Source organism: Halobaculum litoreum, from assembly GCF_030127125.1.
Classification (GTDB): Archaea; Halobacteriota; Halobacteria; order Halobacteriales; family Haloferacaceae; genus Halobaculum; species Halobaculum litoreum.
In genome coordinates, this window is the sequence record NZ_CP126156.1 from 89,950 (window position 1) to 103,101 (window position 13,152).

General features: G+C 73.5%; 15 protein-coding genes, 1 tRNA gene and 1 pseudogene. 12 read left to right on the forward strand and 5 right to left on the reverse strand.

The window, feature by feature from the left end:
- The first annotated feature begins 52 nt into the window (after positions 1-52).
- The 3 genes from P0R35_RS00485 to cofC are packed head-to-tail and all read left to right on the forward strand — an operon-like array spanning position 53 to position 2,651.
- A complete protein-coding gene (locus P0R35_RS00485) occupies positions 53-1,234 on the forward strand; it encodes a tubulin/FtsZ family protein (RefSeq protein ID WP_284013289.1) in 1,182 nt (393 codons plus the stop codon).
- Positions 1,203-1,994 (forward strand): hypothetical protein, encoded by a 792-nt coding sequence (locus tag P0R35_RS00490; RefSeq protein ID WP_284013290.1) that lies wholly within the window; start codon positions 1,203-1,205, stop codon positions 1,992-1,994. Before P0R35_RS00485 ends, P0R35_RS00490 begins: the two co-directional genes overlap by 32 nt.
- Before the next feature lie 21 nt (positions 1,995-2,015).
- A complete protein-coding gene (gene cofC / locus P0R35_RS00495; protein ID WP_284013291.1) occupies positions 2,016-2,651 on the forward strand; it encodes a 2-phospho-L-lactate guanylyltransferase in 636 nt (211 codons plus the stop codon).
- Positions 2,652-2,675: 24 nt separating this feature from the next.
- Here the strand turns inward: cofC and P0R35_RS00500 are convergent, their stop codons facing one another.
- Positions 2,676-3,338 (reverse strand): alpha/beta hydrolase, encoded by a 663-nt coding sequence (locus P0R35_RS00500; RefSeq protein ID WP_284013292.1) that lies wholly within the window; start codon positions 3,336-3,338, stop codon positions 2,676-2,678.
- Between the two features lie 260 nt (positions 3,339-3,598).
- Between P0R35_RS00500 and cofG the strand changes: the two genes are divergently transcribed.
- From cofG to uppS, 3 genes are all read left to right on the forward strand, one after another.
- Positions 3,599-4,753 (forward strand): 7,8-didemethyl-8-hydroxy-5-deazariboflavin synthase subunit CofG, encoded by a 1,155-nt coding sequence (cofG, locus tag P0R35_RS00505; protein ID WP_284013293.1) that lies wholly within the window; start codon positions 3,599-3,601, stop codon positions 4,751-4,753.
- Between the two features lie 76 nt (positions 4,754-4,829).
- On the forward strand, positions 4,830-5,735 hold the full coding sequence (locus P0R35_RS00510; RefSeq protein WP_284013294.1) for a mechanosensitive ion channel family protein: 906 nt from the start codon (positions 4,830-4,832) through the stop codon (positions 5,733-5,735).
- 133 nt (positions 5,736-5,868) lie between these two features.
- Positions 5,869-6,801, forward strand: a complete 933-nt coding sequence (gene uppS, locus P0R35_RS00515) for a polyprenyl diphosphate synthase (RefSeq protein WP_284013295.1) — start codon at positions 5,869-5,871, stop codon at positions 6,799-6,801.
- Between the two features lie 136 nt (positions 6,802-6,937).
- Here uppS and P0R35_RS00520 read toward each other — a convergent pair whose 3' ends face one another.
- Entirely contained in the window at positions 6,938-7,102 is a 165-nt protein-coding gene (locus P0R35_RS00520; RefSeq protein ID WP_284013296.1) for a hypothetical protein, read from the reverse strand.
- Between the two features lie 60 nt (positions 7,103-7,162).
- Positions 7,163-7,773, reverse strand: a pseudogene (locus tag P0R35_RS00525) (undecaprenyl diphosphate synthase family protein).
- 214 nt (positions 7,774-7,987) lie between these two features.
- Here P0R35_RS00525 and P0R35_RS00530 point away from each other — a divergent pair.
- From P0R35_RS00530 to P0R35_RS00540, 3 genes are read left to right on the forward strand one after another with little or no spacing between them, the layout of a single operon-like run.
- Complete coding sequence (locus tag P0R35_RS00530; RefSeq protein ID WP_284013297.1) at positions 7,988-9,406, forward strand: DUF92 domain-containing protein; 1,419 nt, start codon at positions 7,988-7,990, stop codon at positions 9,404-9,406.
- Positions 9,403-9,708 (forward strand): hypothetical protein, encoded by a 306-nt coding sequence (locus P0R35_RS00535; RefSeq protein ID WP_284013298.1) that lies wholly within the window; start codon positions 9,403-9,405, stop codon positions 9,706-9,708. The genes P0R35_RS00530 and P0R35_RS00535 overlap by 4 nt, the downstream gene beginning before the upstream one ends.
- A complete protein-coding gene (locus P0R35_RS00540) occupies positions 9,681-9,860 on the forward strand; it encodes a GNAT family protein (protein ID WP_284014663.1) in 180 nt (59 codons plus the stop codon). The genes P0R35_RS00535 and P0R35_RS00540 overlap by 28 nt, the downstream gene beginning before the upstream one ends.
- Here P0R35_RS00540 and P0R35_RS00545 read toward each other — a convergent pair.
- Positions 9,839-10,270 (reverse strand): VTT domain-containing protein, encoded by a 432-nt coding sequence (locus tag P0R35_RS00545; protein WP_284013300.1) that lies wholly within the window; start codon positions 10,268-10,270, stop codon positions 9,839-9,841. The two genes, P0R35_RS00540 and P0R35_RS00545, sit on opposite strands and share 22 nt — an antisense overlap.
- Positions 10,271-10,660: 390 nt before the next feature.
- Between P0R35_RS00545 and P0R35_RS00550 the strand changes: the two genes are divergently transcribed.
- Positions 10,661-11,026 carry a DUF5830 family protein gene (locus P0R35_RS00550; RefSeq protein WP_284014664.1) on the forward strand — a complete coding sequence of 122 codons (366 nt, stop codon included), beginning with the start codon at positions 10,661-10,663 and terminating at the stop codon, positions 11,024-11,026.
- Positions 11,027-11,057: 31 nt separating this feature from the next.
- Here P0R35_RS00550 and P0R35_RS00555 read toward each other — a convergent pair whose 3' ends face one another.
- Complete coding sequence (locus tag P0R35_RS00555) at positions 11,058-12,104, reverse strand: DUF7115 domain-containing protein (RefSeq protein ID WP_284013301.1); 1,047 nt, start codon at positions 12,102-12,104, stop codon at positions 11,058-11,060.
- Positions 12,105-12,273: 169 nt separating this feature from the next.
- Here P0R35_RS00555 and P0R35_RS00560 point away from each other — a divergent pair.
- Positions 12,274-12,422 (forward strand) — tRNA-Met (locus P0R35_RS00560).
- A gap of 383 nt (positions 12,423-12,805) precedes the next feature.
- Positions 12,806-13,108, forward strand: coding sequence for a HalOD1 output domain-containing protein (locus P0R35_RS00565; RefSeq protein ID WP_284013303.1), 303 nt, complete (start codon positions 12,806-12,808; stop codon positions 13,106-13,108).
- Positions 13,109-13,152: the final 44 nt, after the last annotated feature.

The window sequence follows — 13,152 nt, forward strand, 5'->3', positions numbered from 1 at the left end:
AGGCTTTTTACTGTCGTGCGATTCGTTCACGCCTAATGAGGAGGGGAGACGCATGAAACTAGCACTCATCGGCTTCGGGCAAGCGGGGGGGAAGATCGTCGACAAGTTCGTCGAGTACGATCAGCGTACCGGCAGCGACATCGTTCGCGCGGCCGTCGCGGTGAACACGGCCAAGGCGGACCTGATGGGCCTCACGAACATCCCGAACGACCAGCGCGTCCTCATCGGACAGTCGCGGGTCAAAGGGCACGGGGTCGGCGCGGACAACGAGCTCGGCGCGGAAGTCGCCGAGGAGGACATCGACGAGGTGCAGGGCGCCATCGACTCGATCCCGGTCCACGAGGTCGACGCGTTCCTCGTCGTCGCCGGGCTCGGCGGCGGCACCGGCTCCGGCGGCGCGCCGGTGCTGGCGAAGCACCTGAAGCGCATCTACACCGAACCGGTGTACGGGCTGGGCGTCCTGCCCGGCTCCGACGAGGGTGGCATCTACACGCTCAACGCGGCGCGTTCGTTCCAGACGTTCGTCCGCGAGGTGGACAACCTCATGGTGTTCGACAACGACGCGTGGCGCAAGACCGGGGAGTCCGTCTCCGGCGGCTACGACGAGATCAACGAGGAGATCGTCAAGCGGTTCGGCATCCTGTTCGGCGCCGGCGAGATCGACCAAGGGCAGGAGGTCGCCGAGTCCGTCGTCGACTCCTCGGAGATCATCAACACGCTCGCCGGCGGCGGGGTCTCGACGGTCGGCTACGCCAGCGAGGAGGTCGAGGAGGCCGCCGGCGGCGGCGGGCTGCTCTCGCGGCTCACCGGCGACAACGGCGACGACGACCTCGACACCGCCCACACGACCAACCGGATCACCTCGCTCGTGCGGAAGGCGGCGCTTGGCCGCCTCACGCTGCCGTGTGAGATCGAGGGCTCCGAGCGCGCGCTGCTGGTCATGGCGGGCCCGCCCCAGCACCTCAACCGGAAGGGGATCGAGCGCGGCCGCAAGTGGCTCGAGGAGCAGACGGGCTCGATGGAGGTCCGCGGCGGGGACTACCCCGTCACCGGCTCGGGGTTCGTCGCCTCGGTGATCCTGCTGTCGGGCGTGACGAACGTCCCGCGGATCAAGGAGCTCCAGCAGGTCGCCATCGAGGCGCAGGACAACATCGAGGACATCCGGCAGGAGAGCCAGGACAACCTCGACAGCCTCATCAGCGATGACGAGGACGAACTTGAGTCGCTGTTCTAGGCTCACCGCGGTCCTCGCCGTCTTCGCCCTCCTGCTCGCGGCGGCCGCCCCAGCGGCGGCCGTCTCCGTCGGGCAGACCGACGTTCCCGAAGAGGGTGAGGTGGGGTCGCAGGTGACGGCCACGGTGACGCTGACGGAACTGTACGATACCTACGAGACGTGGCAACTCGCCGGGTCGACCGGGCTTCAGGACGTGACGTGGACCGTCACGTTCGTCAATCAGGCCGGGAACCAGGTGCGCCAGGAGTCGTTCGACGGACAGAACTTCTCCGGCGCGACCGTCGACATCAACGAGGGCACCGCCGAGGTGCGCGTTCGCGTGACGGGTACTGTGCCCGAAATCGAGGAGTACAGCTACGACCCACAGCAGTCGTTCACGCTGTTCGCACTCGATCAGACCCGCGAGGGCGGCACCTCGAACGCGCTCTCGAACGTCTCGGCCGCCCAGTACACGGCCGAGAGCCAGGAGGCTCGTGAGGCGCTCGAGTCCGCGCGGGCGGCCATCGACGCCGCGGGCAACCCCGAAACCGCAGAGACGTCGTTCGCGAGTGCGGTCGACGCGTACGAGGCAGGTAACTTCGACAACGCCATCAGCAACGCCGAACGCGCCGAGACCGAGGCGAACCAGGCCGAGAGCTCACAACAGCAGACCCAACTCATCATCTACGGCGTCGCGGCAGTCGTCGTGTTGGCGCTCGTCGCGGGCGGGGTCTTCTTGTTCCTCCGGAGTCGCGACAGCGGCTACGACAAACTCGGCTGAGCGTCTCCCTCGTTTTCTGCCGTGGCCGACCCCACCGACACGCTCGTTCCGTTCGCGGCCGACCGCCCGAAGACGCGCCTCTCCGACGTGCTCTCGCCCGCCGAGCGGCGCGCGTTCGCGGACGCGATGCTCGACGACGTGCTCGCGGCCCTGTCGGCGGCCGGCTTCCGGCCGCGACTGTTGACCACCGAGCCGACCGACCGCGACGTGCCCGAGACCGTCGACGAACGGCCGCTGAGCGACGCGGTCAACGCCGCCGTCGCGGCACACGACCCGTCGCCCGCGGCGCCGCTGGCGGTCGTGATGGCCGACCTCGCGCTGGCGACGCCGCGGGCGCTCTCGCGGCTGCGCGCGCCGGGCGACGTGGTGCTCGCGGCGGGACTCGGCGGCGGGACGAACGCGCTGCTCACGCGCCGCCCCGAGTTCCGCGTGGACTACCACGGCGGCTCCTACCTCGACCACCTGCGCGCGGCCCGCCGCGTCGACGCGAGCGTCCGCGAGGTTGACTCGCGGCTGCTGGCGACGGACGTCGACGAACGCGCCGACCTCGCGGAAGTGCTGTCGCACGGCGACGGCGCCGCGCGCGATTGGCTGGTCGACGCGGGCTTCGAGCTCGACACCGGCGACGGGCGGGTGTCGGTCGTGCGGGAGGGGTGACCGGTCGGGGCGGGGGTCGCGCGGCTACTCCACGTCGAGGCTCGTCACCATCGCCTTCGCCGCCGCGAGTTCGTCCTCGTTGACGCCGTGGCCCATCCCCTCGTAGATGCGCTCGTCGACCGCCGCGCCCAGCCCCTCCAGCACCTCGGTCGTCTCCTTCACGCGCTCCAGCGGGATGTGCGGGTCGACGTCCGAGCAGCCGAGGAACACGGGCGTCCCGTCGAGGTCGCCGTCGTAGTCGCGCGGGGTCCCCTCGGGGCCGATGAGCCCCCCGGAGAAGCCGACGAGCCCGCCGTAGCGGGCGGCGTTGCGCGCCAGCCACTCCGAGGAGAGACACGCCCCCTGCGAGAAGCCGAGCAGGAGGACGTTCTCACGGCCGACGGCGTCGGCGGCGGCGTCGACCACGCTCCCGACGAACGCGAGCGCCGAGTCGAGGTGGGGCTGGTTCTTCGTCGGCTCCTCCATGAACGAGTAGGGGTACCACGTGTTGCGGGCGGCCGACGGCGCGAGGTACGCGACGCCGTCGGTGCCGAACTCCCCGGCCATCCCGAGGATGCTGTGGGCGGTCGCGCCCCGGCCGTGGACCATCACGACCGCCGCGTTCGCGTCCGCCAGGTCCGCGCCCGCGTGGCGGACCGGCTGGCCGCCGTGGGGGCCCTCGACGCCCGTCGTGTCGATGTCAGTCATCGCTCGATGCACCTCCCGCCACGGGGGAAGCCGTTGTGGTGGCGGAACCCGATCCGGACGGGCCGTACGGTGTGGTCATCGTGTCCGACCGGCGGTCGCCGGCGCGGATAACCACTCGCGGACGCCCGCGTCAGGCAGTGACGGCGGTGTTATCGGTTCCTCCACGCGGCACCGTCGTGGCCGTCGCCTCCCCCGCCCGCACCCGCCCCCGCTCCGCCGCGACCGACTCCCTTTTGCCCCTCCGTCGGCGATTCCACGGCGTGTTCCCGGGCGCCGAGGAGTACGGAGTCGACGTGACGGTCGCCGACACGGACGTCGAGCGCCTGCTGTCGGTCGGCCCCGGCGACGTCGACGCCGCGCCCGAGTTGACGTTCGCCCGCAACGTGTTCGTCCCGCTGACGACCGCCTGCCGCTACACCTGCACGTACTGCACCTACTACGACGTGCCCGGCGAGGCGAGCCTCCTGTCGCCCGAGGAGGTGCGCGAGCGGTGTCGCGTCGGCGCCGACGCCGGCTGCACGGAGGCGCTGTTCACCTTCGGCGACAAGCCCGACGACCGCTACACCGCGATCCACGAGCAACTGGCCGACTGGGGGTACGACTCGATCGTCGACTACCACGAGCGCGCCTGCGAGATCGCGCTGGAGGAGGGGCTGCTCCCCCACTCGAACCCCGGCGACCTCACCGAGGCGGAGTTCCGACGCCTGCGCGACGTGAACGCCTCGATGGGCGTGATGCTGGAGACGACCGCCGACGTCGACGCCCACGCGGGGGGACGCCGGAAGACGCCCGGCCAGCGCCTCGCCACGATCCGGGCCGCCGGGGAGGCGCGCGTCCCGTTCACCACGGGCATCCTCGTCGGCATCGGCGAGGACTGGCGCGACCGCGCCGAGTCGCTGCTGGCGATCCGCGACCTCCACGAGCGCTACGGCCACGTGCAGGAGGTGATCGTCCAGCCGGTCGTCCCCAACGAGCGCTCCGACTTCGACGCGCCCTCGTCGGCGACGATGCGCCGGGTGACGGCGATGGCCCGGGCCGCGCTCCCGGCGACGGTGTCGGTGCAGTCGCCGCCGAACCTCGCGCCCGTCAGCGACCTGCTCGACTGCGGCGTCGACGATCTGGGCGGCGTCTCGCCGGTGACGGACGACTACATCAACCCCGACTACGCGTGGCCCGCGCTCGACGAACTCCGGGCGATCGCCGACGCCGGCGGCGTCCCGCTCGCCGAGCGCCTGCCGACCCACGAGCGCTACCTCCCCGCCGCGTACCGCCGGACGGGGTCCGCCGACGGTCGCCGCGAACCGGCCGCCGGGGAGTGGCTCCACGGCCGGATCCCGGCCGCCCTCGCCGGCGACGACGTCCACGCCGAGCGCTTCCGCGGGGTCGCCCGTCGCGACGGGCCCCTGTCGGTGTGAACGGCCGCCTCCGGGCCGAACAAGCGTTCAAGCGGCCGGCAAGTTCTTTGGCGCCACTACCCAACCGCCGTGCGACATGGATCCTGTCGTGGTGCAGACGACGGTCGCCGGGTTACAGGAGACGTTGAGCGGCTACGTCACGAACGTGATCGGCTTCGTCGCCGGCTTCGTCCTGACGTACCTGATCGGGAAGTACGCCGTGGTGCCGCTGGTCCGGCGCGTGCTGGAGCGGCGGGGCTTCGACCGCACCGTGTTGAGCCTCGTGGACAGCGTGATGGGCGCGCTCGTCGTCGTCCTCGCGATCTCCATCGGCTTCATGGCCGCCGGTTTCCCCCGGTTCCTCACCGCCGCGGCGACGCTCGGCGGCGCGCTCGCGCTGGCGATCGGGTTCGCCGCGCAGGACCTCATCGGCAACTTCGTCGCGGGCATCTTCATCATCAAGGACAAGCCGTTCGAGGTCGGCGACTGGATCGAGTGGAACGGCAACAGCGGCCGCGTCGAGGACATCGACCTGCGGGTCTCGCGCGTCCGCACCTTCGACAACGAGCGGATCACCGTCCCGAACGGGGAGCTGGCGAACAACGCCATCACCAACCCGGTCGCGTACGACACGCTGCGCCAGAAGTTCGTCTTCGGCATCGGCTACGACGACGACATCGACCACGCCACCGACGCGATCGTCGAGGAGGCCGAGCGGGTCGACGGCATCCTCGACGACCCCGCGCCCTCGGTGCGCGTCACCGAACTGGGCGACTCGGCGGTCGGCCTCCAGAGCCGCTTTTGGATCGACCAGCCCGACCGCGCGGACTTCGTGCGTACCCGCTCGCAGTACGTGCAGGCCGTGAAGGAGCGCTTCGACGAGGAGGGGATCGACATGCCGTACGTCCACCGTCAGCTCACCGGCGAGGTGGAGGTGCTGGAGTCGGTCGCCGACCAGTCCGTCACGGCCGACGGCGGCAGCGACGCCGCGCCCGGCGAGTGAAAGGCCGGTGACCGATCGGTGACCGGCCGGTGACCGGCCGGCAGCGACCCGGGCGCCTCCCGGTCGTGCGGCCCCCGCCGCCCCCCGGGTCCCGTCAAAAGACACATACCCCAGCGCGGTTACTGGGCCGGTAGTGACCCTCCGTTCGCGCGTTCGGACGCTCGTCGACGCCGCCTACGAGCGCGTGCTGCGGCGGGAGGTCGGCGACGGTCCGGACCACGTCGCGATCATCCAGGACGGCAACCGCCGGTACGCCCGCCGCCGCGGCGGCGACGCGCCCGACGGCCACCGCGCCGGCGCCGACACGACCGAGCGCGTCCTCGACTGGTGTGCGGACCTGGGCGTCGAGGAGCTGACGCTGTACGCGTTCTCGACGGAGAACTTCGACCGCCCGCCCGAGGAGTTGGAGCCGCTGTTCGACCTGCTGGAGGCGAAGCTCCGGGAGTTCGCCGACGCCGACCGCGTCCACGAGCAGGGCGTCTGTATCCGCGCGCTCGGCGACGTCGACCGCCTGCCCGAACGCGTGCGCGAGGCGGTCGCGTACGCCGAGGAGCGCACCGCCGACTACGACGGGTTCACGCTCAACATCGCGCTGGCGTACGGCGGCCGCAACGAACTGCTCGGGGCGGTGCGGGCGGTCGCGCGCGACGTGGCCGACGGCGACCTCGCCGTCGACGACGTGGGCGTCGCCGAGGTGGAGTCGCGGCTGTACCGCCGCCCGGTGCGCGACGTGGACCTCATCATCCGCACCGGCGGCGACGAGCGCACCTCGAACTTCCTCCCGTGGCACGCCAACGGCAACGAGGCGGCGGCGTACTTCTGTTCGCCGTACTGGCCGGAGTTCTCGAAGGTGGACTTCCTGCGGTCGATCCGCACGTACGAGGCGCGCGAGGAGTCGTGGCGCCGGGCGCGCGCGAAGCGGGCGGCCGCGCTGGTGCGGTCGCTGGCGGCCGTCGAGTTCGACGAGGCGCGGGCGGTCGCCGCCCGCCTTCGCGAGCGGCTTCCGGTCGAGACCAGCGGGGCGGAGTTGGACGAGGCGCTCGCCGAGGGGCGGTCGACCGACTGACTACGTCAGCAGCCGCGCCACGAACCGCCGGACGCCCGGCGCCGACGCGGCGGCGACGGGGGCGACGGCGGCGAGCAGGAGTCACGGACGCAGACGAACGGTGAGCGGCCGGGTCGGTGTCGGCGAGCGCCCGCCGTCACCGCTGCCTCGCGGCGGCGTAGCCGACGAGGAACGTCCCGGCGACCGCGAGGAGGCCCGACAGCAGCGGGCCGGCGTCGGCCGTCGACGCGTGTTGGAAGACGACGACGCTCAGGAGGGTCAGTTGGACGCCGACCGCGGCGACGGCGGTGGAGTGCTCCATACCCTTCGGGACGAGCGCGGGAGGAAGTATCGTCCGGTCGCGTCGACGGGTGCCCGCCGCTCACCGGCCGAACCGGCGCTGCCGGTTCTGGTAGTCGAGCACCGCCCGGAGGTAGTCGCGCTTGCGGAAGTCGCGCCAGTTCACGTCGGTGAAGTACAGCTCCCGAGTAGACGGACTGCCAGATGAGGAAGTCCGAGAGGCGTTCGGCGCCGGTCTTGATCACGAGATCCGGCTCCTCGGGGAACACGAGGCGCTCCTCGATGTCCGCCTCCGCGACGGCGTCGGGGTCGAGGTCGCCGGCTTCGACGGCCGCCGCGATGTCGCGGACGGCGGCGGCGAACTCCCGCTTCCCGCCGAGGCCGATGTTCACCCGGATGGGGGCGTCGGCGCGGGCGGTGTCGTCGGGCGTGCGCACGGCGACGTCGCGGGGGGACGTCGAGGTCCGCGAGTTCGCGCGCCAGCGTGTCGACGACCGCCTCGTCGAGCACGGAGACGGAGACGGTGACGCGCTCGGCGCCGAACTCGAACGCCCACCCGAGGAACGCCGCCAGCGTGTCGTAGGCGCCCTGTTCGAGCAGGTCGCGCTCGGTGATGACGAGCGCGACGTGGGCCGGCGGCTCCCCCTCGTTGCGGCGGTGCCGGAGGCCGAGGTACGCGTCGTACAGTCCCACGGTCGCTCGCACGTCCACCCCCGGCGGCCGAAAGCTTTCCCCTCCGCTCCCTCCGGTCCGCTCCTTCCGCGCCCTCCGCACCGCCCCCGACCGGGCCGCGGCGGCCGCGCGGCCGCCTGTGGTCGTCCCGAGACGGTTAAGTGTGCGTCGGGGAAACCACCGCCCGTGAGACACCGACTCCGGCGCGCGGGGGTTCGCCGTCGTCGCCTCCGCGGTGCTGGCCGCGCCCGCGCTGGGGCCGGCCGCCGCCGCCCCGTTCGCCGCCGTCGCGGTGCTGGCCGCGTTCGTCGTCGACGAGGGTCGGTTCTTCGAGCTGTTCGCCCGGCCGGGCGACTACGAGGACCGCCGCCTCAACGGCCTCGCGGGGTTCGCGCTCGCGGCGACGGCGCTGGGCGTGTTGACCGCGCTCCCGCAGGCGCCGATGCCGACGACCGTGTACGCCGCCAGCGTGCTCGCGCTGGCGTACGGCGTCCTCGGGCGCGAGTTCGTCCGCGAGTCGACGAGCGACGAGTTCGCGACCTCCACCGCGTTCGCGGTGACGGCGTTCGCCGCCGCGACCGTCGGGCAGGTCGCCGTCGCGGTCGCCGCCGACGCCTTCGCCGTCGCCGCCGTCCCCGAGTACGTGTTCCTCGCGGCCACCGCGGCGCTCGTGGCCGCGCTCCTCCGGTCGGTGCTGTTCCCCCGCGACGACCCGCTGGTGATGGTGTCGGTGGGGTTCCTGCTGTGGCTGCTGTCGGCGCTCGTGGCCGCCGGCGGCGTGGCGCCGACGCCGACGCTCGTGGCCGCCGGCCTCGCCGTCACCGTCGGCCTCGGCATCGTCTCGTACGTGCTGGAGACCGCGTCCGTCTCCGGGATGCTCACGGGCGTCCTGCTGGGGTTCACGACGGTCGTGCTCGGCGGCGTCGGCTGGTTCGCCGTGCTGATCTCCTTCTTCGCCATCGGCGGGCTCGCCGCGAAGTTCCGCTTCGCGGAGAAGGACGCCCGCGGCGTCGCCGAGGGGAACGACGGCGCCCGGGGCGCGGGCAACGTCCTCGGCAACTCCGGGGTCGCGCTGGTGGCGGTGCTCGGGTACGCGGCCGCCCGCGCGGCCGTCCCCGACACGCCGGTGCCCGCCGTCCTCGCGTTCGCGTTCGCGGGGTCGGTCGCGACCGCGATGGCCGACACGCTCTCCTCGGAGTTCGGGGGCCTGTTCGACTCGCCGCGGCTCGTCACGACGCTGCGACGGGTCGACCCGGGCACAGACGGCGCGGTCACGTGGCAGGGCGAGGTCGCGGGCGTCGCCGGCGCGGCGCTGGTCGCCGCCATCGCCGCGCTCGCGATGCCGCTCGGCGCGGGCGTCGGCCTCGCGCCGGCCGTCGTCGCCGGCTACCAGGGCGGCGGGGTGGCCCCCGTCGTCGTCGCCGTCGCCGGCGCGGGGGTCGTCGGTATGACCGTCGACAGCGTGCTCGGCGCGACCGTCGAGGGCGACGACCTGGGGAACCAGGCGGTGAACACGCTGGCGACGCTGTCGGGCGCGCTCGCGGGCGTCCTGCTCGCGGTGCTCCTCGGCGCGGCGCCGCTCCCGACGCCGGCGGCGCTCGCGACGGTCGTCGACGCGCTCGCGGCCGCCGCCGGCGTCGCGACGGTCGCGTGACCGTCCGTCGGGGCCGGCCGGCGGACGAACCCGCGCTGCGCCGCCTCCAGACCCACCTCCGCGAGCCGAGCCCCTCGCTGCTGTCGCACGGCCTCCGCACGGGCGGGGTCCTCGTCGACGCGGCGACGCCGGCGGCCGACACGACCGGGGGAACCGGGGGCGGCGACCCCGCCGGCTACCTCCTCGCGGTCGCCGGCGACGGGCTCCACGTCGCGGAGCCGTCGTCCGCCCGGCCCGCCGGCGCGAGGGTCGGGCGTCGGCGCTGCTCTCGCGGCTGCTCGCGGACGCCACGGGGCCGGTGACCCTCCTCGTCGCCGTCGACAACGGGCCGGCGCGACGGCTGTACGACTCGCTGGGGTTCGAGCGGGTCGAGCGTCGGCCGGCGTTCTACGACGACGGGACCGACGCGCTGTTGCTCGTCGGCGACCCCGCTCAGGCGGCCGACGACCGGTAGTGGCGGTACGCCGGCCCCGCGAGGAGGAGCAGGCCCGCGAGCCCCGCCGCCGCGACGAGCCACGGGTCGAACACGCTCGCGAGGCCGTCGGTCGCGATCCGGCCGGCCGAGGCGCCGGCCACGGTGCCGGCGACGGCCCACGGGAGTTCGCCGACGGCGCTGCCGACGACGAACGGCACCGTCCGGACGCCGGCGAGCCCGGCGGCGACGGAGACGGCGTCGGACGGGAGCGGGAGCAGTCGGGAGGCGGCGATGGAGCGCGTCCCCCAGCGACGGAGACGGCCCGCTCGCTCGCGCCGACGAGCCGTCCGAGCGCGTCGCTCGCGCGGCCCCCGCCCGCCGCGAACGCGAGACTGCCGTCGTCGGCGCGGCCGCGGCGCGCGAGGAGGTACGGCGGCACCGACGTACACACCATCAGCGCGAGCGACAGCGGCGCCGCCGCCAGCCCGAACCCGTAGCCGGCGACGACGGCCACGAGCGTCACCGGCCACGCGAGGAACGGCCGGACGACCGCGATGGCGACGAGCACCGCGAGCAGGCGCACGGGGTCGGCCGCGACCCACGCGAGCCGCTCGAGCACCGCCGCCGGCGACGTGAGGAGGGCGGCGACGAGGACGGCGGCGACCGCGAGCCCGCCGGCGAGGACGCGACGCTTCACGTCGGTGATGGGTTCGTCGGCCGAATAAGCGGCGCGATCCCGGCGGCGAACGCCGGTCGCGGGCGTGCTGCCCGGGTCTCGGGAGGCTTAAGCGCCGCCGCGGGCAACCCCCGGCGACGTGTCCCCGGACGACGACGCGCCGATGCGGCCCCGCGAGGAGACGGTCGCGCTCGGCGTCGAACTGCTCGCCCACCTGGAGGACGAGGAGCTGCCGCTGCCGGAGCTGCTCGACCGGCTGGAGACGGTGACGACGAGCCCGGCCGTCACCCGCGAGGTGCTGGAGGAGGCCGAACGGCGCGGCGTCATCGAGCGCGAGGACGCCGTCGTGCGCGTCCACGGCTCCGGGGTCGTCCGGTTCGACTCGCAGGTCGTCGCCCGCGAGGGCGACTTCTCGTGCCGGCGCTGTGGCGCGGGGATCACCACGGGCCACTTCGTGAAGCTCGACGCGGGCGAGTTGGGGCCGTTCGGCTCGTCGTGTATCCGGAAAGTGACGGGCCGCGAGGAGTGAGCCGCGGCCGACCGCCCGAGCGCCCCCGGCGTCAGCGCCCGCGGCGCAGTTCCGCGATCAGCTGTTCGACGAGCTCGTTCTGTCGCTCCAGCTGTTCGGCCTGTCGCTCGACGGTCTCGCGAAGCGCCGCCACCTCCGCGGCCACGTCGTCGGTGGGTTCGGCCGGCTCGAAGCCGGTGTCGCCGAAGGCGTCGTCGTCGACGGCCGCGTCCGCGGCCGCCGCGGCGGCGTCGTCCGGCTCGGGGCGCACCTCGGCCGCGGCGGCGGCGCCGGCGCCCGCCGACGCCGACGCCGACTCGCCGGCGTCGTCCACGAGCGGGTCCTCGCGCGTGCCGGCGTCCGTGTCCACCTCCGCGGGCTCGGCCGACAGCGGGTCGGGCCCGTCGCCGAAGTCGGTGTTGTCGGTCGCGTCGCCGGCGGCGTCCTCCTCGCCGTCGGCCTCCGCGGAGAGGGCGCGGAACGCCTCCAGCGACCCGACGTCGTAGTGGGCGAGGAGGGCGTTCGTGAGCCGGTCGCGGATCTCGCGCGCGCTGTCGCTGGGCGCCTTGAACCGCTCGTGGCGGCCGTTGGCCGTGAGAACGATCGAGGTGGCGACGCTCCCCTCCTCGAAGTCGAGGTCGCTCACGTCGTCGTAGTGGAACTCCTCGTAGTCGCCGTCCCAGACGGCGGCGCCGACGTGTTTCACGAGGCGCGCGGAGGTGACGACGAGCGTCAGCTCCGAGAAGCGGAAGGTGCGCTCGACGGTCTCGCCGGGCTCGGTGATGCCGGCCGCGGCGAGGACGCCCGCGAGCACGGGGTGGAGGACTTCGTCGAGTTTGCCGCGCGGGACCGAGAACGTCCGGTCGTCGTCGAGGCCGTACTCGAGCGAGAACTTCGCCTTCCGGCGCGACTCGGCGACGGCGACGCGCTCGGCGTCGTGGGGGAACTCCGCGACGGACTCGTCGGAGAGCAGCCCCTCGGCGCGGTAGATCAGTGTGCGGGTCGGGGTGACGAACAGCTCGTCGTCCCCGCCGAGGTGGACCCGGGCGACGGGGTCCTCGTCGCCCAGTTCCCCCCGGACCAGTTCCGGCAGGCTCATGCCTCCGTCTCACCCGCCGCGTGGCTTAAACCCGGCGGGTACGTCGGTCGCGCGCCCGACACGTCGCCCGGCGCGCGGCCCCTCGACCCGTCGCCTCGGTGTGGCCCGCGGTGGCGTACCGACCGCGGATGAGAAGGTTCAAGAGCGGGACCGCCCGACGTGAAGACGAGCCGGGGTGGCTTAGCTGGACATAGCGCCGCACTCATAGGGTTTCGAGATTCGGTGCGGAACGCCTTGGAAGCCTCCGCCCCAACGGGGCCCGCCGAGCCTCGTACCTGGGCCATGCGGAGATCGTGGGTTCGGAGCCCACCCCCGGCATCGACACGTTCTCGAACGCGGATCGTCCCGACGAGCGACGCGGCCGCCCTCCCGCGGCCCGTCGCGTCCCCGACCGAGTGCCCGGTCGACCGCCTCCGATAGCTCCGCGTCCGCGATCGTCCGTTCGAACGCGCCGTACGTCCCGCCCCCGTCGGCGGCGACCCAGAACAGCACCCACGGCGGCCCGGCGGCTCGGTGGACGTCTCGTACTGCCCCGTCCGGATCCCGGGAGCGGTCCGCACCGCCCCCCGAGATCGGGTGATCGGGGGTGAAGCCGACGGTCGACACCGGTCCGGTCCGCGGCGAGAGGCCGCCACAGACTGATAAAGAGTCGAAGTATTTCGGGACCCCCCTCATGGCCGCGGAGTGCTACTACCGAACACATGTCAGAGGACCAATCGGGACGCAACCGACACGCGGACCCCGGGAGCACACCGGGCCGTGGAGTCGCCGGCGGACGGGCGGTCCCCGACGGCGTCGTCGGAGCGGTGTTGGAGGCGGTCGCGGACGCCCGCGACGCGCCGGTCGAGTCGCTGACGACCCCGCTGTACGAGGCGGTCGACCCGGAGGCGGTCGAGGCGCTGTTCGTCGGCGGGCGGGGCCACGTCGAGTTCGAGTACGAGGGCGTCGTCGTTCGCGTCGCCCACGACCGCACGGTGACGGCGAGGCGCGCGGACTCGTCCTGACACGGCCGTCGGGGAGGGACCGCCGTCGCGCTCCGGTCGGCGTC

What these genes read in the sequence shown, in the direction of transcription:
- P0R35_RS00485 (WP_284013289.1), top strand. Translation starts at nt 53, where the DNA reads ATGAAACTAGCACTCATCGGCTTCGGGCAAGCGGGGGGGAAGATCGTC.
- P0R35_RS00490 (WP_284013290.1), top strand. Translation starts at nt 1,203, where the DNA reads ATGACGAGGACGAACTTGAGTCGCTGTTCTAGGCTCACCGCGGTCCTC.
- P0R35_RS00500 (WP_284013292.1), bottom strand. Translation starts at nt 3,338, where the DNA reads ATGACTGACATCGACACGACGGGCGTCGAGGGCCCCCACGGCGGCCAG.
- P0R35_RS00510 (WP_284013294.1), top strand. Translation starts at nt 4,830, where the DNA reads ATGGATCCTGTCGTGGTGCAGACGACGGTCGCCGGGTTACAGGAGACG.
- P0R35_RS00520 (WP_284013296.1), bottom strand. Translation starts at nt 7,102, where the DNA reads ATGGAGCACTCCACCGCCGTCGCCGCGGTCGGCGTCCAACTGACCCTC.
- P0R35_RS00550 (WP_284014664.1), top strand. Translation starts at nt 10,661, where the DNA reads ATGCGGCCCCGCGAGGAGACGGTCGCGCTCGGCGTCGAACTGCTCGCC.
- P0R35_RS00555 (WP_284013301.1), bottom strand. Translation starts at nt 12,104, where the DNA reads ATGAGCCTGCCGGAACTGGTCCGGGGGGAACTGGGCGACGAGGACCCC.
- P0R35_RS00565 (WP_284013303.1), top strand. Translation starts at nt 12,806, where the DNA reads ATGTCAGAGGACCAATCGGGACGCAACCGACACGCGGACCCCGGGAGC.